A 22,674-nucleotide genomic window follows, 5' to 3' on the forward strand; every position below is an offset into this window, starting at 1 on the left:
CACGGCATCGGTCGGAGATTACCAATATCGAAGAGTCAGTCATAAATATCAATAACTCGCTTTCAGCGATTGGCCTCAGCGGCTTCTCTATTCAGAAGGAGCCAGGAGACCATACCAGTTACCGACTCGTCAGGCCCGATGGAATAAATGATGTCTACCGCTCACTGAGCGAAGGTGAAAAGACCTTAGTCACGTTCCTATACTTTCTGGAGCTATGCTTGGGTAGTGTCGAGTCAGACTCACCGGTGGTACTGAGTAACCGCATTGTGGTCATTGATGACCCAATCTCCAGCCTTTCGCATAACTATGTCTATGAGGTTGCCGCGCTCATTTACCACCGAGTGCTTCGTCCGGAGGCGAATTTCAAACAGATCCTGGTGCTTACTCATAACTTGTTTTTCTTCCACGAGCTTTTGAGAAATGGCCGGCAAACCGTGGTCAAAAAATACCGATGCTTCCGGGTCGTCAAGGGCGAGTTCAGCAGCATTTCAGCGTTGGGTCATCGCGACATCAAAAATGACTACGAGACGTATTGGCAAGTAATCAGGGATGCGAGTGAGGGCAGGGTAAGCCCGGCAGTGCTGCCGAACATGATGCGCAATGTGCTGGAGCACTATTTCGGTTTCATTCATAAGAGGGATGATTTGTCGAAGGCCCTAGAGGGCTTGGAGAATAATGATAGTGGGGAGTTCAAGTCGCTCTATCGTTATGTCAACCGAGAATCACATGGCACCTCTATCAATATCACTGATTTCGGGGGGCTAGAGCCCAACAAACTCATTGAGAAATTCAAAGAGGTTTTTGCGGTATCTGGGTACCCCGAGCACTATCGCATGATGATGGGGGAGGAGGACGAGAGTGATTCAGCAGACATGGCATAAGCCTCAGAGGCTCAGTCACTTCGTTCTTATCGCTGAACATTCTCAGTCCGGAACCAGCGCGACGAGTATGCCAGCAAAGCGGCCATACATTTGCGATCCAGCTTTTGATGGCACTAGCGGCACGATGCCATCAAAAAGCTTCACAGGCGTGTTTTAGACTGTTAGGATTGTTCCGCAGCTACCACCAACGGATCTCTCCATCCTGCCCCACACTCGAATGCGTAGCTTTACACATAGGGTGTAAAGGCTATCAGCAGCAAGCTGAGAAAAAATGGAGATAACGTCATGACTAGTCATGCCAAAGTCGTACCGGTTCGCCAGTACGAACGTTACCGTTTCGGTCGTTGGGAGACAGTGTGTAAACACCAGCGCTCCCTTCCCCGCCGGTAATGAATAACCTTGGTGGTAGTTGCACCTCTTGCACCTCTCGGCTTTATCTGTTTTAGCCAGGCACATCTGCTTACTTAGCCCATCATAAGTACAATATTACATGCCCATAGAACCAAGGCCTTCGATCAGTCTAGATGAACAGAAACTGAACATAGAGATGGAGAAGCTTAGTCTTGAGCAAAGAAAGTTTAAACTAGAAGCGTCAAAAGCCTCTCTTGCTGCAAAAAGTTACAGGATTGATTTGTGGTCTAAGCTCGCGATTCCAGTCGCGGTTCTCGTCTTGGCAGCTGCTACATTTTATACAAACTCTAGTAATATGTCCGATCGGATGGTATTCGATGCGGACAACAAAAAAGTTGAGTTTAGGCAAAAAGAGGAAGAGCTTTTTATCAAGAAAAGTGAGTCTGAGCGAAATAGAGAGGCAAATAAAGCAAGGTTTATACAGAACAATCTTGAGCTTATTACCGCTCCTGCACCAGAGTCTGAGCAGAGGCTGGCGGCGCTGGCAAATGCTGTGTTGCCAGCTATTGATGTTCACGAGGTTCTTGAAAAAGCTAAAGCTATTAGAGTCAGTAGCACCCCCCAAGAGGTCATTGCCGATAAGGCATCTCCTCTGAACGCTTCAAGTGAATACCTTAATACTGGTAAAATCTTTGCCAAGAGCGGGAATTTCGAACAAGCGTTGACCAATTTTGAGATGGCGACCCTACTTAACACTTCTGATCCATTGGCGTGGAACTACAAAGCTTACGCAGAAATGCGAACTGATCGGAACGACGCAGCGCTAAAAAGCATTAGCGCTGCGATCAACCTAAAGCCAGTCGAAGCGAGTGCTCAAAGAATAATTATGCTCAACGCGACAAAGATTCTATGTTCTCTTGGGCGAACCGAAGATGCATTATCGTACATCAATAAGAGCATAGCTTTGTCCCCAGAAATGTATGATCTAGCGCGCAAGGATCAGGAGTTCGGGAAGCGCTGTAATTTTGCTCTGAGAAAATAAGGTATCTGGATAGGCGCTTGCATAAATTCCGCTGAGGCGAACCTTGCTTGCGGCGGTGGTTTCCCGTAGAAACCTACAGGTTCTCTGGCTAAAACTCCCTATTGCTTTGCATTCGGATCGGCACGCTCGGCGATTCTTGACCAAATACGGTCATTACCACTTGAGCTGGGCTGCTCCGTGGAAAGGCATCAGCTTGCAAGAATTGTTATGCCGCTGGCTCTCGCCTTTTTATTCCGAGTTGAACTTCCCATTAAGTCACCCCTGAGTTTATGGATACATACAATGCTCGGTTGTTGATCGTTGACTAACGTTTGAACTGCCAAGATTTTCCTAGACGAAGAGTGAGCAAATACATAGTCAGAAGATAGTAATAGCGTGTTGATTCAGCTTGCCGGTTTATGTGCTGATTTAGAAACCAGGCTAGATGCTTTCGCTGCCATGTCCATGGATTATCTCGGTGCCAGCGATTAGAGATCGCCACTTGAATGGCCCTCGCTTGGCGTATGTGGCGCTGGCGTGTGGTATGCGACCCCGTGACGACGCCCACCAGGAAAAGCTCCATATCGAATGCCGTGCTCATATTCGACCACCGATGTAAGCCGACAACACACCGATACGGCCGTGCCCCAGCTCATAGCTGATTTGCAGTCTGGCATCCTGATCTAGGCGTCGGTCGAGCTGATAGCAATGGCCACCGTTGATGGGGGCGGGATGATGGGTGATTTGCTCATAGCGTTCGCATGCATAGGCCGTCCGTAACTCGTGGAAACCTTTGAGGCTGTACTGATGGAGGATGTCCCGTGCAGGACGGACGATTCTCCGTTGGAAATCGAGGTAGCTTTCGTCCGGTGCAAGTAGGTTGCGGCTACCGTCGGGCGAGACCTGATCGGCAAATATCAGCGCGTCACGAATATGATCATCTACCGTAATCCAGCGAGGTGCTGAAGCTCCGGAGCGGCCACCTTTGGTGCCGTCCTGGATGTTGATTCTGCCAAGTTGTTCTGCTTCACGTTGCAATCGGGGCAGGTCGGCCAAAATGGTCTCACGCATGCGCATGCCGGTGGTTCGCGCCAACTGCACGATGGCTGCGGCGCGCGGCTGCTGATGTTCGCAAAGCACGTCGACGATCCGTTTCACCTGTTCGCGGTCTTGGCCTTGCGGCACTGAGCAACGAACACTGGTGCGCTGCGTCTCTAGCGCATTGCTTGGACTCGGCACTTTCACATGCTTATCACCGCGAAGCGCTGCCAGGGTCCGGTTCACGCTGGACAACCGGTTTTGCGCTGTGGCGATGGCGAGCTCGCCCTGTTCAACTTGCTGACGCAGATGCCCGGCGTAATCGAGCAAGGTCTGCCGATCAATTTTTCACGCATCATTAAACCCCGGTCCATCCTCCGACCGACACCAGCGCACAAACGCCTGCCACCGATCACTGTGTGCTTTGACCGCTTGCGGCCCGGCATAGCTCAACTGCCGACCATAGCCAAAATTGCGTCCATCTCGCCTGCCCACCAGTGCCATGATCAAACTCCTCTCGAAGCCAAACCTTTAAAGCCAATCCCCACGTCATCCCGCCAAGGATGTTGAGTGTTATCAGGGATCAAGGCCCCTGCGACCTGTGAGGGTTGTCCACTTACGCGGGACTGGCGGCTCTTTACGACCGGGAGCTTGGGCATCTCATGATCTGGCCTCCTGAACACTTGCGAAGAAGTGGGCGGGTGGAGGCTGCGCTGGCTGACGAGACCAATGCTGCGAGATCCTGAGTCGGGTGAAGGCAGTGAAGCGATGACCGGGGCATGCCTGACTGTCAGTCAGGTGCAGTCCATTCCGTGGGCTGCGGCACCATCATCTACATCGCTGTTGTTGGTGACTTCGGTGTTTGTCACGCCGATTGTCACGAGGGGGAGTGCCGCAAAGCCTTGTACGAGTTGGGCTGCAGCAGCGGTAGGAGCGCCCGGGAATGGCCAAGTGGATAGGTTGCTGCAGGGCAGTTATGAAAGTGGATGAGTTGCCGCAGTGGGTACGCTGGTAAAAGTAGGCATCCATCACATCGCTGTGACCGTGCGAGCCGCCGGACGCTAATCGCACTTTGGGAGAACCAACACGGTGTGGCGTAGCCTCAAAGGTTCGGGCTATCTGGGTTGCTGTCAACGACAGCGCTTTGCCCGATCTTTTCTAATGCTGCCTGATCACTCAGCCCCGCTGTTTCAGTTCCCTTACCCGCTTGATCACAAACTGTTCAAACAGCTCATGCTCGGTCACCACATTGAACATTTCATATTTTGCGAACGCTCGGATGACTGCGCCGCATATTTCCGCTTCGTCGAGCGCTTTGTTTTTGCCGTAGGCAGCAGCAAGAATGCCGTTCATGTTCTGCAGGTACGCTTGCATCCCAGTGTCATTCAGGATTTGGGTATAAACCTCCCGCCATGGCCTTTTGTCGATTTCCTGTATGTCTCGGCCGATGAAGGTCCAGCTCATGTAAAGCTGGCCGTCTATTTCAAAGCTCTCGAAACGACAGTCTGTCGGGAAGGTTTCGCTGCTAACTTCAGCGTTTAGTTCTGGGGGATACGGGGCCGTTTGGGATTTTCGCCTGCTGAGCACTCTGGATGCGGCGTCCACTTGTACGCAGATCACTGGCTGAGGGAGCGGCCGTAATATTTTATTGAGTGTTGCTTCTTTAGATGTCCCCGCCAATGTCAGGACCAAGCGGAAATAGTGCTCCACACTGGATGTGGCTGTGAACGCCTCACGCAACCAGTCAGATGGCATCAACAGCTCTGCGGCGAATCGATTGGCTTCGGTTTCCATTTGGCTGTAAGCGGCGTCAACTTCCCTGTTTTCCAGGTGGGAGACGATTGTTCCTGTATGCCATGGGATCACGACATGCCCAATCTCATGGGCTAGCGTGAATTTTCGACGGGTAGCGGGAGCGCTTGAGTTGATGAGGATGCGAGGCTTGGCGGCGGCGCCGATACCAATGGTGATGCCGTCTACGCTGAACGGTAATTCAAGGTATTCAACCTCCCCATAGGCGGAGGCTAGCTGTTCTAGATCGTAAGGCGGTTGCAGTTTGCGGATGGCCAGAACGCGACTGGCCATTTTTTCTTCTGGGGTCACTAGATCTTGCCCACGCTGCGTAGCCATGCCTCGACTTTGGTTGCTTCAGCAACCGATCGTGCTCGGGCAGCAATCGCAAATTTGTCTTGATCGAGTTGGTCCTTGAGAGAGGTGCCGTACTTGTGGGCAGTTAATACGAACGGCAAGACAGAAGGGGTTGTCGACCACAGCTGGTACTCTTCCCACTTCATGCCCAGATATTCATGCAACTGCATATCGGCACCTTGACGGCCTTCGTGCCAGTCCTCGACGAAACGGTCTATCTCTTCTTCCAGCACATCGCCTTTGAGGCAAAGCTCTACAAAATTCATATGAACCTCTCAGTTCGGTTTGATCCTTCGTCCGCGGACGGCGGGTTTCAAGGCCAGCCCGGTTTCAGGGCAGACGAACCCAAGTGAAAGCCACGTCGGTCGAAGACTTCAAACTCGCCGTGAAGCGAATCCCATGAGTAGTATCGTTGCTCTACGGCATCAAAGTAGTACTTACGACCACCCTCTACATACGCGACTCTGAAACCGCTGACAATAGAAGGATCAGGCCTTGGTTTGCCGCCCATCCAACGTTCCCTTAATCCCGAAACTGGTCTTGGCATCGCCGCCAAGGAGGGGCGGGACTATACCTCAGCTGGATTGGCGTGGGCGGCAGGCTGGAGCGCGGATTCGTTTCAAAAAATCGCAAGCGCCATGTGAAAGGGTAGACATCTAAAACGCAAAAACACATACGAAAAAGGCCCACCTTTCGGTGAGCCTCTTTCGATGTAGCGTATGGTGCCGGCACCAGGAGTCGAACCCGGGACCTACTGATTACAAGTCAGTTGCTCTACCAACTGAGCTATACCGGCGTGATGGGCGCTGAGTATATAGAGTTTTTTTTGCCTGTAAACCTTAGCCCACTGATTTCGCTTAAAAATTTCCTGAGCGGTTCGCTCCACGCTGCGGCGGTGCGCAAGCGTTGAGGGAGTGAGCCTTTATCGGCGTTGTGCGGCATAGCTGGAGGGCGGTTCGTCAGTCGGGGTGGGGTTTTTTTGGGGTTTGTGCGCTGGGCTTCAGCTTGGCGTGTGGGGCGTTTGCGGTGTAGGAAAGCTTGCTAATATGTCGCGTCGCAATGGATAGCAAGCTCAATGCCCAGAACACGTACGTATTACGACGAGCTCAATGTTGCTCGGGATGCCTCGCCAGAGGATATCAAGCACGCCTTCCGCAAGCTGGCGCAGCAGCTGCATCCTGACCGCAATCACTCGGCCAACGCGTCTGATCAGATGGCGGTGGTCAATGCTGCTCATGATGTGTTGGCCAATCCCGAGAAGCGTGCTGCGTATGACGCCAGTTTGATTGCGCAAGCGCAGTCGGCGCGTCAGGCGGCTACTCAGCGTCGTCAGACAGCGCCGCAATCCGCCGCCAGGCCGCAGGCTCGCCCTTCCGCAAAACCCACAAATAAATCAGCCAAATCAGCAAAGCCAGCAAGGCGCGGCAGTCGTTTGCGTTGGGTAGCGGTGTTTGTGGTTGCCTGTGGCGCGGGGGCCTGGATGGGTTACGACCGCGACGCGGGCAAGGCGTCTATTCCGCCGCCACCCGCTGTGGTGGACGATATGGCGATTTTGGCTGAGGCGCAGGCCAAGGCGGAGGCCGTTGCTGAAGCGGCCAGGGTTGCTGCTGCGGTGCCGGTTAATACGCCCGTGAAGATCGTCGAGCCGGGGCAGCCGGAGTGTGTGCCGCCGCCGGTTGATCCTTTGGGAGCGCCTTGGCCGTCTGCGGCAGGTTATATCGCGGGCATGCCGTTGATGCGTGACGGTGGCTGGTCGGAGATCACTGTGGATAACACCGCGGGCGAGCAGGCGGTGTACGCGAAGATTACGGATACGACGGGCAAGAGGGATTTCCGGCATGCCTACATTCCGGCGCGCAGCCGTTTTACGTTTGGGCGCATGGATGTGGGTTATTACCAGCTCAAGTACAAGATGCTTGATACCGGCTGCGCCTATGCGTCGAGCCGGATTCGGCTTGAGGAGACGCTGGTGGGGGACCGGATCAAGTCGAGTGTTTACAAGCTGACGCTGCGTAAGCTGCAGAATCGGAATTCGCAGTTTTCGAATGTCAGGAGTGAGGAGTTTTAAGGGATCAATACCGCGCTGGTTCCAGGATCAGCTCAGTGGTTGATATCTGGTTGACCCTATCGCGGGCAAGCCTCGCTCCCACAAGAATGTGCTCCCCTGTAGGTGCCGAGCTTGCTCGCGATGAAAGATGTTGGGAGGACGTCGGGACATTCGCCAAAATCTCCTTCGCCATACATATTGCTCTCCCGGCTGAAGCCGGTCCTACGGGTGCAGTTCAGAGGATATTCCGATGATGTGGGGCCAGGATGTGGCCCCACACTCAGGCGATTACATCAGCAAGCGCAGTACTTCCGGCATTTTGGTCATGGCGGCGAGGTTGTTGATGACCAGCATGTCGAGCAGCTTGAGGATCATGAAGGCCAGAATCGGCGAGATGTCCAGACCGCCAAGGTTTGGCAGGATCCGGCGCAGCGGGGCCAGCAGCGGCTCGGTGATCTGGTTGACCAGTTGCGCGCCTGGGTTGTGGCTGGCAGGGGCGACCCACGACAGGATCACGCTGATGATCAGGGCGTAGAAAAAGATGTTCAGGAACAACCCGGTCACGCCGATGATTGCCCAGAGCAGCAAGTGCAGCGGGTCGCCGGTGATGCCGTAAGCCAGCAGCAGGGTCAGTGCCATCAGGATCATTTGCACGATGATCGCCAGGATCAGCGAGGACATGTCCAGACCGAACAGGCTCGGAATAATCCGGCGCAGCGGCTTGAGCAGTGGCTGGGTGGCTTTGACTGCGAATTGGCTCAGCGGGTTGTAGAAGTCCGCACGCACCAGTTGCAGCACAAAGCGCAACAGGATGATCAGCAGGTACATACTGCCGATGGTTTGCAGCACGTAGATTGCAGCGGTGTTCAGTCCGATCATCGGTCTGCTCCTCAATGGCCTAAAAAGATTACTTGCCCAGTTGCTCGGCCATTTCTGCCGAACGATGTGCGGCGGCTGTCAGCGCGGTGTCTACCAACGCTTCGAAGCCTCCGGCCTGGAATGACTTGATTGCGGCTTCCGTGGTACCCGCTGGCGAGGTCACGCGGCGGCGCAGCTCGGCAGCATCCACGTCGCTACCGGTGGCCATCAGCGCAGCGCCCAGTGCAGTTTGCATCGTCAGTTGTGCGGCCACGTCCTGTGGCAGGCCGAGTTTCACGCCTGCTGCGGTCATGGCTTCGATCAACAGGAAGAAGTACGCCGGGCCGCTACCGGAAACGGCCGTGACGGCGTCCAGTTGCTGCTCTTCTTCCAGCCACAGCGCGATGCCGACAGCCGACAGCAATTGCTCGGCCTGGGCGCGTTGCGCGTCGTTGACTTGCTCGGTGGCGTACAGGCCGCTGACACCCTGACGCAGCAGCGCCGGGGTGTTGGGCATGCAACGCACGATAGGTTGCTCGCCCAGCCAGTTTTTCATGCTGGCGCAGGTGATACCGGCCGCGATGGATACGATCAACTGGTTTGGCTTGAGGCTCGGGCGCAGGGCTTCGCAAACGGCTTTCATGGCTTGCGGTTTGACCGCGATCAGCACCACGTCGGCACCTTCTGCAGCTTCGGCGTTATCAGCGAAAACTGTGATGCCGTGTTCGGCGGCGATCTTGCCGCGTGTTTCAGCACCGGGATCGCTGGCGCGGATCGAGTCGGCTTCGACGCCCTGGGCGCGCAGCCCTCCGATCAGGCTGGCGGCCATGTTGCCGGCGCCGATAAAGGCGATGCGGGTCTTGCTCATGTCGGGTTCCTTGCGTCAGAGGTCATGGCTGGCCGTAATCACGGGCGCCAAAAAGGGCAGTGCCAATCCGCACCCAGGTGGCGCCTTGTGCGATGGCGGCCTCCAGGTCGTGGCTCATGCCCATGGAAAGTGTGTCCAGCGGCAGGTTCAGTTGCGCCTGCAACGTGCTGACAGCCGCGAATGCAGCGTTCTGTTCAGCAAGGTCGTCGGTGGGCTCAGGGATGGCCATCAAGCCACGCAGCTTCAAGCGAGGCAAGGCGCTGATCGCTTCAGCCAGGGCGGGCAGGTCGGCGGGTGTGCAGCCGGACTTGCTGGCTTCACCACTGACGTTGACCTGAATGCAGATGTTCAGCGGTGGCAGTTCAGCCGGACGTTGCTCGGACAGGCGTTGCGCGATTTTCAGGCGATCCACTGAATGTACCCAGGCGAAGTTCTCGGCGATTGCGCGAGTCTTGTTCGACTGAATGGGGCCAATGAAGTGCCAGCACAAGGGCAGGTCGGCCAATTCGAGCTGTTTGCCCAACGCTTCCTGCAAATAGTTTTCGCCAAAGTCCCGCAAACCTGCCGCATACGCCTCGCGCAGGGCTTCGGCCGGTTTGGTTTTACTCACGGCGAGTAGGCCGATGGACGCCGTGTCACGCTGCGCGGCTTGAGCGGCGGCGCTAATTCGCTCGCGGAGCGTTGAAATGTTCGCTGCTATCATGGACATTGATTTGCGCCAGCAGGGCTAAAGTCTGCGGCATTCTATGTGATTGAGGAGCTGTATGGATATTACCGAGCTGCTGGCTTTCAGTGCCAAGCAAGGCGCATCGGACTTGCACCTCTCGGCTGGCCTGCCGCCGATGATTCGTGTGGACGGTGATGTGCGCCGGATCAACCTGCCCGCATTGAATGCCAAGGACGTGCAGGCGCTGATTTACGACATCATGAACGACAAGCAGCGTCAGGATTTTGAAGAGTATCTGGAGACGGATTTTTCTTTCGAAGTACCGGGCGTGGCGCGTTTTCGGGTCAACGTGTTTAACCACAATCGTGGCTCAGGCGCGGTGTTCCGGACCATTCCAGCGAAGATCCTCACCCTTGAGGAGCTGGGCATGGGAGAAGTGTTTCGCAAGATTACCGACGTGCCTCGCGGTCTGGTGCTGATCACCGGGCCGACCGGTTCGGGCAAGTCGACGACGCTGGCGGCGATGATCGATTACCTGAACGTCAATCGTCATCACCATATCCTGACCATTGAAGACCCGATTGAATTCGTTCACGAGTCCAAGAAGTGTCTGGTCAACCAGCGTGAAGTGCACCGCGACACACTGGGCTTCTCCGAAGCGCTGCGGTCGGCATTGCGTGAAGACCCGGATGTGATTCTGGTCGGGGAAATGCGTGATTTGGAGACCATTCGTCTGGCGCTGACAGCAGCGGAAACCGGGCACTTGGTGTTCGGCACGCTGCACACCACGTCGGCGGCGAAAACCATTGACCGGATCGTTGATGTCTTCCCGGCTCAGGAGAAATCCATGATCCGCTCGATGCTGTCGGAGTCACTGCACGCGGTCGTGTCTCAGGCGCTGTTGAAGAAGGTCGGTGGCGGTCGGGTTGCCGCTCACGAAATCATGATGGGCACCCCGGCGATTCGTAACCTGATCCGCGAAGACAAAGTCGCGCAGATGTATTCGGCGATTCAGACGGGTGGATCGCTGGGGATGCAGACACTGGACATGTGTCTAAAAGACTTGCTCGCCAAAGGCCTCATCACCCGCGACGCCGCGAAGGAAAAGGCCAAGGTGCCGGATAATTTCTAAAAGTGCGAATCCCTGTAGGCGCAGCCTCCGGCAGCGCCTACACGGATTTGCGTATTAACGCTGAACAACCCGCAACGGCGCGCTCTGCTTCGGCAATACGCGCTTGGCAACCATGTAATGGCTGTTCCAGTACGGCTTCTTCAGGGTATCGACACTGACTTTCTTGCCACGACGCGGGGCGTGGACGAAGCGATCGTTGCCCAGGTAAATCGCAACATGGTTGACCTTGCGGCTTTTGATGTTGAAGAACAGCAGGTCGCCGGGCTTCAAATCCTTGCGATCAACCTTCACGCCGTGGCCTTCAGCCATTGCATTGGAAGTGCGCGGCAAATCGACTTCAGCCACGTCGTTGAACGCATATTTCACCAAACCGCTGCAGTCCAGCCCTTTACCTGGGGTGTTGCCGCCCCAACGATAAGGAGTACCGACTGCTTGCAGAGCACGGCTGACGACCGAGTTGCTCTGCTTGATGTTTGGCCCGCTTGGCGTCGGCAGCGTTTTCACGTTGGCGACGGCTTTGGAATTCTTTGCCGGAGCGCGGTAAATAACGGTCCGGGAGCTGTGGCCACGTGGAGAGATGACAGACGCAGGCTCGGTGGTTTGAGTGGTCGCGATGGCTGGCGAAGAATGAGTTTTCGCGGTGTAGCCGGTGAAGCTCGCGGGTAGTTGTTGCTCACGATTGGTGGCGTGGGCGGCCAGTGGCATAAGTAGGCAGATGGTTAGCCATGACTTGAAAAAAGGACGCATTCGGCAGGGCTCTTGTGGGTTAGCGCGCAACTTTATAACAGCTTTTTGCGGCTTTCTGACCCCTCATGACAGAACGATTACGGCACGATCGTTTCAGATTCTGCGACAAACTCTCTCAAAACACGGGTGAATCCCTTGTGTTACAAGGGTTTGTTATAAGCGTCAGAGGTTCCTGCCATACGTCGGACAACTGTAAAAAAGTCACACGCTTTACGGATATTTTTTTCTATCAGCGCAAAAGAGGTCCAAATGAACACCTATCAACATGATTCACAGCGTCAGGACACCCACAGCAAATTGCTCGGTTACCTGCTGTGGATTGTCGGCTTCACCGGCGCTCATCGCTTCTATTACGGCAAGCCGGTCACGGGCACGATCTGGTTCTTCACGCTGGGCCTGCTGGGCATTGGTTGGCTGATCGATTTGTTCCTGATTCCAGGTATGGATCGCGAAGCCGACCTGCGTTTCACGGCAGGCCCAACCGACTACAACGTGGCCTGGCTGCTGCTGGCGTTTCTCGGTGTGTTCGGCGTGCATCGCATGTATCAAGGCAAATGGATCACCGGGATCATTTACCTGTTCACGGGCGGGCTGTTTCTGGTGGGCGTGCTGTATGACCTGTGGACGTTGAACGATCAGATCTCGATCAAGAATGCCCAGCGCGGTTAACGCGACCTGATTTGGGGGGGGGCAGTTGTCGACGTGGGACCGGCTTTAGCCGGGAAGGCGGCATTCCTGACGATGCAGATGCTTTGAATGTGCAGGCCTCTTCCCGGCTAAAGCCGGTCCCACGGGATAATGTTGGGCCTGTGGGAGATCCTGTGTCTGCCTGCGGCGCTGATCCCCGTGGGAGAGAATTCATTCGTGAAAGGGTCGGTACATCCGATAGAGACTCGTCGTTTGTACAACCGTATTCGCGAATGAATTCGCACAGGAATCACTGATGACGTGGGACCGGCTTTAGCTGGGAAGAGGCCGGTACAGACGCTGAGTTTTCATCAGTAGAAACACCGCCTTCCCGGCTAAAGCCGGTCCCACGTCGTCAATCAGCTTGCGGACAAGCATAGAATCTCCCAAAGGGGGTACCTTCTTTTATCCGGTATGGGTAATCCGCCCATCCACGAGCGTGTAACGCACGGCACCCGGCAAGCAATGACCGAGGAACGGGCAGTTTTCGCCTTTGGACAGCCACTTCTCACCGGCAACCGTTGAGGCGGCAGGGTCAAACAGTACGATGTCGGCGGGTGAGCCTGCGCTCAGTTGTCCAGCAGGCAGGCGCAATGCTGCTGCCGGGCCGCTGCTCAGGCGGGCGAGCAGGGTTGGCAGATCCAGAAGACCATCTTCAACCAGTGTCATCGCCAGTGGCAGCAGCAATTCAACGCTGCTGATGCCCGGTTCGGTCGCGCCGAACGGTGCCAGCTTGGCGTCGCGCTCGTGCGGCTGATGATGGCTGGAGATCGCGCTGATCACGCCGGTTTTGACCGCTTCACGCAGGCCGTCACGGTCCGCGCGTGTGCGAAGCGGCGGTTGCACGTGATACAGGCTGGAGAAGTCGATCAGCGCCTCGTCCGTCAGGATCAATTGATACAGCGCCACGTCAGCCGTGACCTTCAAGCCGCGGGCCTGTGCCTGCGCGATCAGTGCCGCGCCGCGAGCACTGGTCAGTTGGCTGAAGTGTGCGCGTACACCGCTTTGCTCAACCAGCAACAGGTCGCGGGCCAATGCCACGGTTTCAGCAGTTTCAGGAATGCCTGCCAGGCCAAGGAAGCTGGCGGTCGGGCCTTCGTGAGCCAGGCCTCCTTCAGCCAGATCACGGTCCTGAGAATTGAAAATCACCGTCAGGTCGAACGTTGCAGCGTATTCCAGCGCGCGGCACAGGGTGCGAGTGTTGCGAAAGCTCTCCAGACCGTTGCCGAAGGCCACGCAGCCCACGTCGCGCAACGCAACCAGTTCGGCCAGTTGCTCGCCTTCCAGGCCTTTGCTGAGGGCGCCAATCGGGAACACCTTGCTGTGCCCGGCTTCGCGGGCGCGGTCCAGGATCAGTTCAGCAACGGCCGAGGTGTCCAGAATCGGTTTGGTGCGCGGGGGGCAGCACAGGCTGGTCACGCCACCGGCTGCGGCGGCGCGGGTTTCGCTGGCGATCGTGCCTTTGCGGCTGTAACCCGGTTCACGCAGCGCAACGTTGAGGTCGACCAAGCCGGGCGCGGCGATCAGGCCGGTGGCGTCGATGGTTTGTACCGGCTCGAAACCCGCTGGAGCTTCGCCGATCGCGAGCACCTTGCAGGCTTCCAGGTGCAAGTCAGTAATTTGGTCCAGACCACTTTTGGGGTCGATGACGCGAGCGCCGAGGATGCTGAGCTTCACTGGGCGTTCTCCTGTTCGAATTGTCGTTGCGCGGTCTGGCCGCTCATGGCCATGGACAGCACAGCCATGCGCACGGCGATGCCGTAGGTCACTTGATTGAGGATTACCGAATGCGCGCCGTCGGCCACTGCCGATTCGATTTCAACGCCGCGGTTGATCGGGCCGGGGTGCATGACGATGCAGTCTGGCTTGGCGCCCGCCAAACGTGCGGTGGTCAGGCCGAACAGGCGATAGAACTCGCCCTCGCTCGGTAACAGGCCGCCCTGCATGCGTTCGCGTTGCAGGCGCAGCATGATCACGACGTCGACGTCTTTGAGGCCTTCGTTGAGGTCGGTATAGACCTTCACGCCGTATTGCTCGACGCCGACTGGCAGCAAGGTTTTCGGCCCGATCACGCGGATGTCCGGGCAGCCCAGCGCTTTGAGGGCGATCATGTTCGAGCGTGCCACCCGCGAGTGCAGGATGTCGCCGACGATGGCCACGGACAGGTTTTCGAAACCGCCTTTGTGCCGACGAATCGTCAGCATGTCGAGCATGCCTTGGGTCGGGTGCGCGTGACGGCCGTCGCCGCCATTGATGATCGCCACTTCCGGGCACACATGCTCGGCAATGAAGTGCGCCGCGCCCGAGTCACCGTGGCGCACGACGAACATGTCGGCGGCCATGGCTTCCAGATTGCGCAGGGTGTCGAACAGCGTCTCGCCCTTGCTGGTCGAGGACGTGGACACGTTGAGGGTGATCACGTCCGCCGACAGTCGCTGCGCCGCCAGTTCAAAAGTGGTGCGGGTGCGCGTGGAGTTCTCGAAGAACACGTTGCACACGGTCTTGCCGCGCAGCAGCGGGACTTTTTTCACCGCCCGGGCACCGACTTCCAGAAAGGAGTCGGCGGTGTCGAGAATTTCGGTGAGCAGCTCGCGAGGCAAGCCGTCGAGGGACAGGAAATGGCGCAGCTGACCTTGATGGTTGAGCTGCAGCGGGCGCTTGGCGTCGAGGGGCGTCATCGCAAAGGACTCTTTCAAGGGCGGTTAAAGGGCGGAGGCGGTGGACAGGTCTTGAATGTCGAGGGCCAGCGGGGCAGGGCCGCTCAGCTTGACCCGCTCGTTGGCAGCCAGCGTCAACGTCGCGCCAACCACATCAGGGCTGATCGGCAGTTCGCCAGCGTCCAGGTCCAGCAGGCACACCAGCGTCACGCTGGCCGGGCGGCCGTAGTCGAACAGCTCGTTGAGGGCGGCGCGAATCGTACGTCCACTCATCAGGACGTCATCGATCAACACCAGGTGCTGACCTTCGATTTCGAATGGCAGCTCAGACGGGCGCACTTGTGGGTGCAGGCCGTTCTGGCTGAAATCGTCCCGGTAGAACGAAACGTCCAGCGTGCCCAGCGGTTCATCGCGCCCCAGGGTTTTGAGCAGTTCCTGCGCGACCCACACGCCGCCAGTGCGAATGCCGATGAAACGAGGTTCGCTGACGCCGCGCTTGTTGAGGTGCGCGTTCAGGTCAGTGGCCATCTGACGAATCAGTTCGGCGGGGTTCGGCAGGTTCATGAAGTTGCTCCTGAAAGTACCCGAGCCGGGGCAAGGCCTGGCTCAGGCGGAAACGAAAATTCAGATTGTTAACGCCAAGCCTTGTACAGGCTAAATGTGTCAGGCACTGAACAGCTCGGCGTTTGCATCCATCCAGCCCTGCAACAAGAGCATGGCGGCGATGGCATCGACCGGGTTGTCTTTGTAGCTGCTGCCGCGCTGACCGCCGCGGCTCATGCGCTCGCCCTTGGCTTCGAAAGTCGTCAGGCGTTCGTCATGGGTATAAACCGGGATGTTGAAACGACCGTTTATCCGCCGGGAAAACTTTTCAGCCTTCACGCTCATGTCGCTGGGCGTGCCGTCCATGTTTAGCGGCAGGCCGACGATAATGGCGTCGGGTTTCCATTCGCGAATCAGCGCTTCGATCTGGCTCCAGTCCGGAACGCCTTGCTGGGCTTTCAGGGTGCAGAGATCGCGCGCCTGGCCGGTAATCACCTGGCCCACCGCAACGCCGATCTGTTTGGTGCCGTAATCGAAACCCAGCAGTAAACGCAGTGCGGCCATCAGGCGTGGCCTGCCTGACTAGTGAGCAAGCTCAGATTAACGCCAAGGCGCGCAGCAGCAGCGTTCAGGCGCTGGTCACTGTCCACTTCAAAGAGGATGGCTGGATCGAACGGGCAGGTCAGCCAGGCGTTCGCGGCCATTTCAGCTTCCAGTTGGCCCGCATCCCATCCGGCGTAACCGAGGGTGATCACATTTTGATCAGGCCCGTAGCCGTCTGCGATGGAGAACAACACGTCCTGCGAGGTAGAGAGCGCCAGGTCGCCGAGTTCGACAGTCGCCTGAAAGATCTGCCCTCTGGGGTGCAGGACGAAACCGCGATCGGTTTGAACCGGGCCGCCGGTGTGAATCTGTATGTCCTGGCAGCGCACCGGAGCGGGGAGCTCGGGGCGCAATTGCTCAAGGACATCCGCCAGCGTCAGGCTTTGCGGTCGGTTGATGACCAGCCCCATGGCTCCATTGGCGTTGTGCTCGACGATATAAGTCAGCGTCTGCGCAAAGTTCGGGTCCACCATGTGCGGCATGGCGATCAGGAATTGATGCTTGAGATAACTCACAGATACGTTTTTCATGAGCCCTAGTGTGGCGCTGCGCGGCGGGCCTGACAACTGGCAGTTCTGACAGGCCTGCAGGTTTGTGAAGGAGCCGTCAGTTACTGGAAAGCTTGTCGCCCCGGGCGAATTTCCAGGTCCGGATGATTTCGAGCCGGTCAATGTCAGCCAGATCGCCGGTGAACGGTGCAAATGGAGCCGCCAATCGCACGATTCGCTGCGCAGCCTGATCCAGCAACGGTTGCCCGGAGGACTCCAGCACCAGCACTTCATACAGCGAGCCGTCGCGATTGATCGAGACCATCAGGCGTAAATTGCCGTAAATCTGTTGGCGGCGGGCTTCTTCCGGGTAATTCAGGTTGCCGACACGCTCGACTTTCTTGCGCCAGTCATCTTTGTACCAGGCGCCTTTGTCGCGCATGGTCGACGCGGCATTGAGGCGATGAATCTTCGGCCGTTTGGCGTACAGCTGTTGCTCGTTGGAAAGCTCGGCTTCGAGGCTGGCGATTTCGCTGCTCAGTTGCGAGCTGTCGAATTCTGGCGCGGCCTTGGGCGTTGGATCAGGTTTGACCTCTTCACGTTTGGCAACAGTCTTTTCCGGGGTCTTGGCCTTGGTGGCGACCACGGTTTTCGACGATTCCTGCTTTTGCACAGGCTTGGCGGCCGGAGGCGGGGTCACTTTGTTGATTTTGGTGTCCTGAAACGGCGCAAGCTCAGTGGTCTTGGGGATTTCCGCCTTGTCCAGGGTGCCGCTGCCTTCCTGATTGTCTTGAGCCAGAAAGTCAGCCTGTTTGGGCTTGGTTTCGCTTTTGAAGGTGGCTAGGGTGATTTCCAGCGTCTGGCTGATCTGTTCAGGTTTGACGTAGGTGAAGCCCACACCAAGGATGATCGCCACGTGAATCAACGCCGCAATCAACAGGGTAAAGCCCAGACGATCCGCCGGGCGCACGCCTGATTGGGTAAGTTCGTATGGGAGATCGACAGCAGTCATCAGCGGTTTAGCGTCTCTTGGTATTTCAAAATCATCAGCTGCGCATGATAGCCCAGATTGAAATGCGGACTTCTGTGGGAACACATAACCCCTGTAGGAGCTGGGCAAGCCCAGCTCCCACAAGGGATCGTGGCCTGAGTTACCGGGCCTGCAGTTTCTTCTCGATCACATCCATCAGCATCCCGCCAATGTTAGTGCCGAATGCATTGTCGATTTCGCGGATGCAGGTCGGGCTGGTGACGTTGATTTCGGTCAGATGCTCACCGATTACATCCAGACCGACGAAGATCAGGCCTTTTTCACGCAAGGTTGGGCCGATCTGCTCAGCGATGTAGCGATCTTTTTCGGTCAGCGGACGCGCTTCGCCACGACCGCCTGCTGCCAGGTTGCCACGCGTTTCGCCAGCTGCCGGAATGCGCGCCAGGCAATACGGGACCGGTTCGCCGTCGACCATCAGGATGCGTTTGTCGCCGTCCTTGATGGCAGGCAGATAACCTTGCGCCATGATTTGCTGGGTGCCGTGTGCGGTCAGGGTTTCGAGAATCACCGACAGGTTCGGATCGCCTACGCGATGGCGGAAGATCGACGCGCCGCCCATTCCGTCCAGCGGCTTGAGGATTACATCGCCGTGCTCGGCAGCGAACTCACGCAGGATGTCGGCACGACGGCTGACCAGCGTCGGCGGCGTCAGGTGTGGGAACTGGGTGGCAAACAGCTTCTCGTTGCAGTCGCGCAGGCTCTGCGGCTTGTTGACGATCAATACGCCAGCGCGCTCGGCTTGTTCCAGCAAGTAAGTGGCGTAGACGAATTCCATGTCGAACGGCGGGTCCTTGCGCATCAGGATCACGTCCAGATCGTCCAGGCCGCTGTCCACTTCGGTACCGAATTCGAACCACTTGGCCGGGTCGGCGAAAACTTTCAGCGGTTTCATGCGAGCGCGGGCCTGGCCAGCGTTCTGATACAGGTCCTGCTGCTCCATGTAGAACAGCGACCAGCCGCGTTCTTGAGCGGCAAGCAGCATGGCCAGTGAGCTGTCCTTTTTATAGGAGATGCGCTCAATCGGGTCCATGACAATCCCTAGGCGAACGCTCATGGGCAAATTTCCTCTGATCGATAACGGCCGCGTCGGCCTTGAAATAGGCGTCAGGGTGGCGCTCCGCTTGCTCCGGGTCAAGAGGCAAGCACGTGGCGGCCGCCTTTATGGATTGAGTCTGGAGAGTGTGCTAAAAAGGCTCGGCGCCTGAATTTGGCATTTGGCCTTCAGCCCCTGTAAATCAGGAGCTGGCAGTACGATCAGGCTCCCGTGCCGGGCTGAACACGCATAATCACGCCACGGCGATGGAAGAGCAGATATGGAACAGCATTCATCAGCACTGAAAGTCATGGTCATCGATGATTCAAAGACGATTCGTCGCACAGCCGAAACGCTGCTGAGGAACGTAGGGTGTGAGGTCATCACGGCAATCGACGGGTTCGATGCGCTGGCCAAGATCGCCGATAATCATCCGCGGATCATCTTTGTCGACATCATGATGCCGCGTCTGGATGGCTATCAGACCTGCGCGCTGATCAAGAACAACCGGGCGTTCAAATCGACGCCGGTGATCATGCTCTCGTCCAAGGATGGCCTGTTCGACAAGGCCAAGGGACGAATTGTCGGCTCCGATCAGTTTTTGACCAAACCGTTTAGCAAGGAAGAACTGCTCAGCGCGATCAAGGCCCACGTGCCGGGGTTCGTTGCGGTAGAACAACAAGTTTCGTGACGCCTGCTGCCCACAAGGGCTGCGGGCATTCATCCTTATGGGGAACACCATGGCTCGAATTCTGATCGTCGATGACTCGCCGACTGAAATGTACAAATTGACCGGCATGCTGGAAAAGCACGGTCATGAAGTCCTCAAGGCCGAAAACGGTGCCGACGGCGTTGCCCTGGCACGCCAGGAAAAGCCCGATGCTGTGTTGATGGACATCGTCATGCCAGGCCTCAACGGTTTTCAGGCCACCCGCCAGCTGACCAAGGATGCGGACACCAGCATGATCCCGGTGATCATGATCACCACCAAGGATCAGGAAACCGACAAGGTCTGGGGCAAGCGCCAAGGTGCGCGTGATTACCTGACCAAGCCGGTGGACGAAGAAACCCTGATGAAAACCCTGAACGCGGTACTCGCCGGCTGACCGCCGGTTCGTCATGGCTGAGTCTCAAACCGCTTTCCAGCTGCTGTTCGACATCGACCAACGCTGTCGAGCACTGGCGGCGGGCCTGCCGTTTCAGGAAACCCGTCAGCAGGACTGGAGCGGTATCGGCTTTCGCATGGGCGAGCGTTGCTACGTGGCGCCCATGGGCGAAGTCAGCGAAATCCTTCACGAGCCACGCTATGCAGCGCTGCCCGGCGTAAAGCCTTGGGTCCGGGGCGTGGCCAATCTGCGTGGCAAGCTGTTGCCCATCATGGATCTGTGCAGCTTTTTCGGTCATGACCTGTCGCCCCTGCGTAAAGAGCGGCGGGTGCTGGTCGTTGAGCACCATGATGTATTCGCCGGTTTGCTGGTTGATGAAGTTCTCGGCCTGCAGCATTTCAGTCAGGTCAGCCTGATGCCCCGGGAAGTGGCTGACATGGATGACGACATCACACCGTTCATTCGCGGTCAGTTTCTGCGTGATCAGGCCTGGCTGGTGTTCAGCCCGTGGGCGCTGGCGCAGTCGCCGGGCTTCATGGACGTAGCGCTGTAAACGTATTGGGCAGGCCAGCGGCGCTGGCCTTTTTTGCTTGCGCGATAAACATCGCATTCGGTCCAGGTGGGACATGAGTAAGACAGGCAGATCCTTGGAAGGCCTACGCAGCCGCTCGCAAATCGTCGTGCTGTTCGTCGCGCTGATCATTTTCATCATATTGCTGTTCGTCAATTTTGCTTACCTCAACACGCAATCGACTTACGACAAGCAATACATCGGTCACGCCGGCGAGCTGCGCGTGTTGTCCCAGCGCATTGCCAAGAACGCCACCGAGGCCGCTGCGGGTAAGCCGCAAGCCTTCAAATTGCTCGCCGATGCCCGCAACGATTTCGACATGCGCTGGGGTTACTTGCGCAAGGGCGATAAAGCCACGGGCTTGCCGCCAGCGCCTCAAGGCGTGCGCGACGAGTTGCAGACGGTACAGACCGACTGGGAAGCCCTGCGTAGAAGTACGGACGTGATTCTGGCCAACGAGCAGACCGTCCTGTCGTTGCATCAAGTGGCCGCGACCCTGGCCGAAACCATTCCGCAATTACAGGTCGAGTACGAAAAAGTCGTCGATATCCTGCTGCAAAACCGCGCGCCTGCCAGTCAGGTGGCGGTCGCCCAGCGGCAGTCGCTGCTGGCTGAACGGATTCTCGGTTCGGTCAACAAAGTGCTGGCGGGTGATGACACCGCTGTTCAGGCTGCCGACGCCTTCGGTCGCGACGCCAGCCAGTTCGGCCGGGTGCTCAGTGGCATGCTCGACGGCAACGTGAACATGCGCGTCGCTCAGGTTGATGACCCGGACGCCCGGGCGCGTTTGGCAGAGATCGCCGAGTTGTTCCAGTTCGTGTCCGGCTCTGTAGATGAGATTCTCGAGACTTCGCCTGAGCTGTTTGAGGTGCGCGAGTCCGCAGGCAACATTTTCAACACGTCGCAAACCCTGCTCGACGAAACCTCGGTGCTCGCCAACCGGCTTGAGCATCTGGCCAATGCGCGCTCGTCGAACACCATCGGTGGATATGTGCTGGGCTTGCTGGCCTTGATGTCGATCATCCTGATTGGCCTGGTCATGGTGCGCGAAACCAACCGCCAGCTTCGCGAGACCGCCGAGAAAAGTGAACGCAACCAGAACGCGATCATGCGTCTGCTCGACGAAATCGAAAACCTGGCGGACGGCGATTTGACCGTGGCCGCGTCGGTGACCGAAGACTTCACTGGCGCAATCGCTGACTCCATCAACTATTCCATCGACCAGCTGCGCGAGTTGGTGGCGACCATCAACCTCACCGCCGAGCAAGTGTTCGGCGCGGTCAAGGACACTCAGGGCACTGCCACGCAACTGGCTGCGGCGTCGGAGCATCAGGCGTTGCAGATTGCTGCCGCTTCCAACGCGATCAACCGCATGACGGGGTCCATTGACCTTGTGTCGGCTAACGCCCATGAGTCCTGGTCGGTGGCCGAGCGTTCAGTCGCCATTGCCAACAAAGGTAACGAGGTTGTGCACAACACCATCAATGGCATGGACAACATTCGCGAGCAGATCCAGGACACGTCCAAACGGATCAAGCGTCTTGGCGAGTCGTCTCAAGAGATTGGCGATATCGTCAGCCTGATTGACGACATCGCCGATCAGACCAACATCCTCGCGTTGAACGCTGCGATTCAGGCATCGATGGCCGGTGACGCCGGACGCGGCTTTGCAGTGGTGGCCGACGAAGTGCAGCGTCTGGCCGAGCGTTCTTCCTCCGCAACCAAGCAAATCGAAACCCTGGTGCGAGCGATTCAGAACGACACCAACGAAGCGGTGATCTCCATGGAGCAGACCACCACTGAAGTGGTGCGCGGTGCGCGGCTGGCGCAGGATGCCGGGGTGGCGCTGGAAGAGATCGAAGGCGTGTCGAAAGTCCTCGCGGCACTGATCCAGAGCATCACCAATGCGGCTCAGCAGCAATCCGAACTGGGGCTGCAGATTTCCCAGACCATGACCGTTATTCAGCAAACCACCTCGCAGACCACCTCGGGCACCGCAGCCACGGCGCGCAGCATGGGCAACCTGGCGAAGATGGCCAGCGCGATGCGCCGCTCGGTCTCAGGCTTCACCTTGCCGTCGTCGAAGGATCGCGGGTGATGAGCACGAAATGTATAGCTCCGCACGCTCATGGAGCCTTGAAATACATGACCTGTAGGAGCTCACCGAGGTTACGAGG

The 22,674-nt window shown here is 57.3% G+C and carries 24 protein-coding genes, 1 tRNA gene and 1 pseudogene; 9 read left to right on the forward strand and 17 right to left on the reverse strand.

Annotated elements, in window-relative coordinates; genetic code table 11:
* Positions 1-881: AAA family ATPase (locus AUC60_RS08170; protein WP_158099104.1), on the forward strand; the 881-nt coding region annotated here is incomplete at its 5' end.
* A gap of 547 nt (positions 882-1,428) precedes the next feature.
* Complete coding sequence (locus AUC60_RS08175; RefSeq protein ID WP_087265643.1) at positions 1,429-2,274, forward strand: tetratricopeptide repeat protein; 846 nt, start codon at positions 1,429-1,431, stop codon at positions 2,272-2,274.
* Between the two features lie 304 nt (positions 2,275-2,578).
* Here AUC60_RS08175 and AUC60_RS28105 read toward each other — a convergent pair whose 3' ends face one another.
* The 6 genes and pseudogenes from AUC60_RS28105 to AUC60_RS08210 form a co-directional block, all read right to left on the reverse strand.
* Positions 2,579-2,854, reverse strand: a complete 276-nt coding sequence (locus tag AUC60_RS28105) for a hypothetical protein (protein WP_087265645.1) — start codon at positions 2,852-2,854, stop codon at positions 2,579-2,581.
* A pseudogene (locus AUC60_RS08185) lies at positions 2,851-3,795 on the reverse strand (integrase domain-containing protein). Before AUC60_RS08185 ends, AUC60_RS28105 begins: the two are co-directional and overlap by 4 nt.
* Positions 3,796-4,467: 672 nt before the next feature.
* Entirely contained in the window at positions 4,468-5,376 is a 909-nt protein-coding gene (locus AUC60_RS08195; protein ID WP_087265647.1) for an ImmA/IrrE family metallo-endopeptidase, read from the reverse strand.
* 17 nt (positions 5,377-5,393) lie between these two features.
* Positions 5,394-5,705, reverse strand: a complete 312-nt coding sequence (locus AUC60_RS08200) for a hypothetical protein (RefSeq protein ID WP_018606359.1) — start codon at positions 5,703-5,705, stop codon at positions 5,394-5,396.
* A gap of 47 nt (positions 5,706-5,752) precedes the next feature.
* Positions 5,753-5,986: a colicin E3/pyocin S6 family cytotoxin gene (locus tag AUC60_RS08205; protein ID WP_338014024.1), complete on the reverse strand. Its 234-nt coding sequence runs from the start codon at positions 5,984-5,986 to the stop codon at positions 5,753-5,755.
* Between the two features lie 173 nt (positions 5,987-6,159).
* Positions 6,160-6,235: transfer RNA gene (locus tag AUC60_RS08210), tRNA-Thr, on the reverse strand.
* 279 nt (positions 6,236-6,514) lie between these two features.
* On the opposite strand from AUC60_RS08210, the gene AUC60_RS08215 reads away from it, so the two are divergent.
* Positions 6,515-7,507 (forward strand): J domain-containing protein, encoded by a 993-nt coding sequence (locus AUC60_RS08215; RefSeq protein WP_087265649.1) that lies wholly within the window; start codon positions 6,515-6,517, stop codon positions 7,505-7,507.
* Between the two features lie 267 nt (positions 7,508-7,774).
* Here AUC60_RS08215 and AUC60_RS08220 read toward each other — a convergent pair whose 3' ends face one another.
* Genes AUC60_RS08220 through AUC60_RS08230 form a run of 3 tightly spaced genes read right to left on the reverse strand, consistent with a single transcriptional unit; the run spans position 7,775 to position 9,921 of the window.
* On the reverse strand, positions 7,775-8,365 hold the full coding sequence (locus tag AUC60_RS08220; protein ID WP_087265651.1) for a YggT family protein: 591 nt from the start codon (positions 8,363-8,365) through the stop codon (positions 7,775-7,777).
* A gap of 28 nt (positions 8,366-8,393) precedes the next feature.
* The gene (gene proC, locus AUC60_RS08225) at positions 8,394-9,212 is read right to left on the reverse strand and encodes a pyrroline-5-carboxylate reductase (RefSeq protein WP_087265652.1); all 819 of its coding nucleotides are present in this window, start codon (positions 9,210-9,212) and stop codon (positions 8,394-8,396) included.
* A 22-nt stretch (positions 9,213-9,234) separates the two neighbouring features.
* Positions 9,235-9,921: a YggS family pyridoxal phosphate-dependent enzyme gene (locus tag AUC60_RS08230; RefSeq protein WP_087265654.1), complete on the reverse strand. Its 687-nt coding sequence runs from the start codon at positions 9,919-9,921 to the stop codon at positions 9,235-9,237.
* 55 nt (positions 9,922-9,976) lie between these two features.
* Here AUC60_RS08230 and AUC60_RS08235 point away from each other — a divergent pair, with 55 nt between their 5' ends.
* Positions 9,977-11,011, forward strand: coding sequence for a type IV pilus twitching motility protein PilT (locus AUC60_RS08235; RefSeq protein ID WP_087265655.1), 1,035 nt, complete (start codon positions 9,977-9,979; stop codon positions 11,009-11,011).
* Positions 11,012-11,065: 54 nt separating this feature from the next.
* Here the strand turns inward: AUC60_RS08235 and AUC60_RS08240 are convergent, their stop codons facing one another.
* Positions 11,066-11,758, reverse strand: coding sequence for a C40 family peptidase (locus AUC60_RS08240; RefSeq protein WP_087265657.1), 693 nt, complete (start codon positions 11,756-11,758; stop codon positions 11,066-11,068).
* Positions 11,759-12,007: 249 nt separating this feature from the next.
* Here AUC60_RS08240 and AUC60_RS08245 point away from each other — a divergent pair, with 249 nt between their 5' ends.
* A complete protein-coding gene (locus AUC60_RS08245) occupies positions 12,008-12,427 on the forward strand; it encodes an NINE protein (RefSeq protein WP_087265660.1) in 420 nt (139 codons plus the stop codon).
* Positions 12,428-12,850: 423 nt separating this feature from the next.
* Here AUC60_RS08245 and AUC60_RS08250 read toward each other — a convergent pair whose 3' ends face one another.
* The 7 genes from AUC60_RS08250 to gshB form a co-directional block, all read right to left on the reverse strand.
* On the reverse strand, positions 12,851-14,122 hold the full coding sequence (locus AUC60_RS08250; protein WP_087265661.1) for a dihydroorotase: 1,272 nt from the start codon (positions 14,120-14,122) through the stop codon (positions 12,851-12,853).
* Positions 14,119-15,123 carry an aspartate carbamoyltransferase catalytic subunit gene (locus tag AUC60_RS08255; protein ID WP_027898382.1) on the reverse strand — a complete coding sequence of 335 codons (1,005 nt, stop codon included), beginning with the start codon at positions 15,121-15,123 and terminating at the stop codon, positions 14,119-14,121. The genes AUC60_RS08250 and AUC60_RS08255 overlap by 4 nt, the downstream gene beginning before the upstream one ends.
* 24 nt (positions 15,124-15,147) lie before the next feature.
* Entirely contained in the window at positions 15,148-15,666 is a 519-nt protein-coding gene (pyrR, locus tag AUC60_RS08260; protein ID WP_087265663.1) for a bifunctional pyr operon transcriptional regulator/uracil phosphoribosyltransferase PyrR, read from the reverse strand.
* Positions 15,667-15,765: 99 nt separating this feature from the next.
* A complete protein-coding gene (ruvX, locus tag AUC60_RS08265; RefSeq protein WP_087265665.1) occupies positions 15,766-16,209 on the reverse strand; it encodes a Holliday junction resolvase RuvX in 444 nt (147 codons plus the stop codon).
* Entirely contained in the window at positions 16,209-16,778 is a 570-nt protein-coding gene (locus AUC60_RS08270; RefSeq protein WP_087265666.1) for a YqgE/AlgH family protein, read from the reverse strand. Before AUC60_RS08270 ends, ruvX begins: the two co-directional genes overlap by 1 nt.
* A gap of 76 nt (positions 16,779-16,854) precedes the next feature.
* Positions 16,855-17,748, reverse strand: coding sequence for an energy transducer TonB (locus AUC60_RS08275; protein ID WP_087265668.1), 894 nt, complete (start codon positions 17,746-17,748; stop codon positions 16,855-16,857).
* A 139-nt stretch (positions 17,749-17,887) separates the two neighbouring features.
* Positions 17,888-18,841 carry a glutathione synthase gene (gshB, locus tag AUC60_RS08280; protein ID WP_087265670.1) on the reverse strand — a complete coding sequence of 318 codons (954 nt, stop codon included), beginning with the start codon at positions 18,839-18,841 and terminating at the stop codon, positions 17,888-17,890.
* A gap of 259 nt (positions 18,842-19,100) precedes the next feature.
* Here gshB and pilG point away from each other — a divergent pair, with 259 nt between their 5' ends.
* The 4 genes from pilG (at position 19,101) to AUC60_RS08300 (ending at position 22,595) form a co-directional block, all read left to right on the forward strand.
* Positions 19,101-19,511: a twitching motility response regulator PilG gene (gene pilG / locus AUC60_RS08285; RefSeq protein ID WP_027898388.1), complete on the forward strand. Its 411-nt coding sequence runs from the start codon at positions 19,101-19,103 to the stop codon at positions 19,509-19,511.
* A 49-nt stretch (positions 19,512-19,560) separates the two neighbouring features.
* Positions 19,561-19,926, forward strand: coding sequence for a twitching motility response regulator PilH (pilH, locus tag AUC60_RS08290; protein ID WP_003316741.1), 366 nt, complete (start codon positions 19,561-19,563; stop codon positions 19,924-19,926).
* Between the two features lie 13 nt (positions 19,927-19,939).
* A complete protein-coding gene (locus AUC60_RS08295; RefSeq protein ID WP_087265671.1) occupies positions 19,940-20,479 on the forward strand; it encodes a chemotaxis protein CheW in 540 nt (179 codons plus the stop codon).
* A gap of 73 nt (positions 20,480-20,552) precedes the next feature.
* Positions 20,553-22,595: a methyl-accepting chemotaxis protein gene (locus tag AUC60_RS08300; RefSeq protein ID WP_087265673.1), complete on the forward strand. Its 2,043-nt coding sequence runs from the start codon at positions 20,553-20,555 to the stop codon at positions 22,593-22,595.
* Positions 22,596-22,674: the final 79 nt, after the last annotated feature.

The sequence above is a fragment of the Pseudomonas caspiana genome (assembly GCF_002158995.1).
Lineage (GTDB): Bacteria > Pseudomonadota > Gammaproteobacteria > Pseudomonadales > Pseudomonadaceae > Aquipseudomonas > Aquipseudomonas caspiana.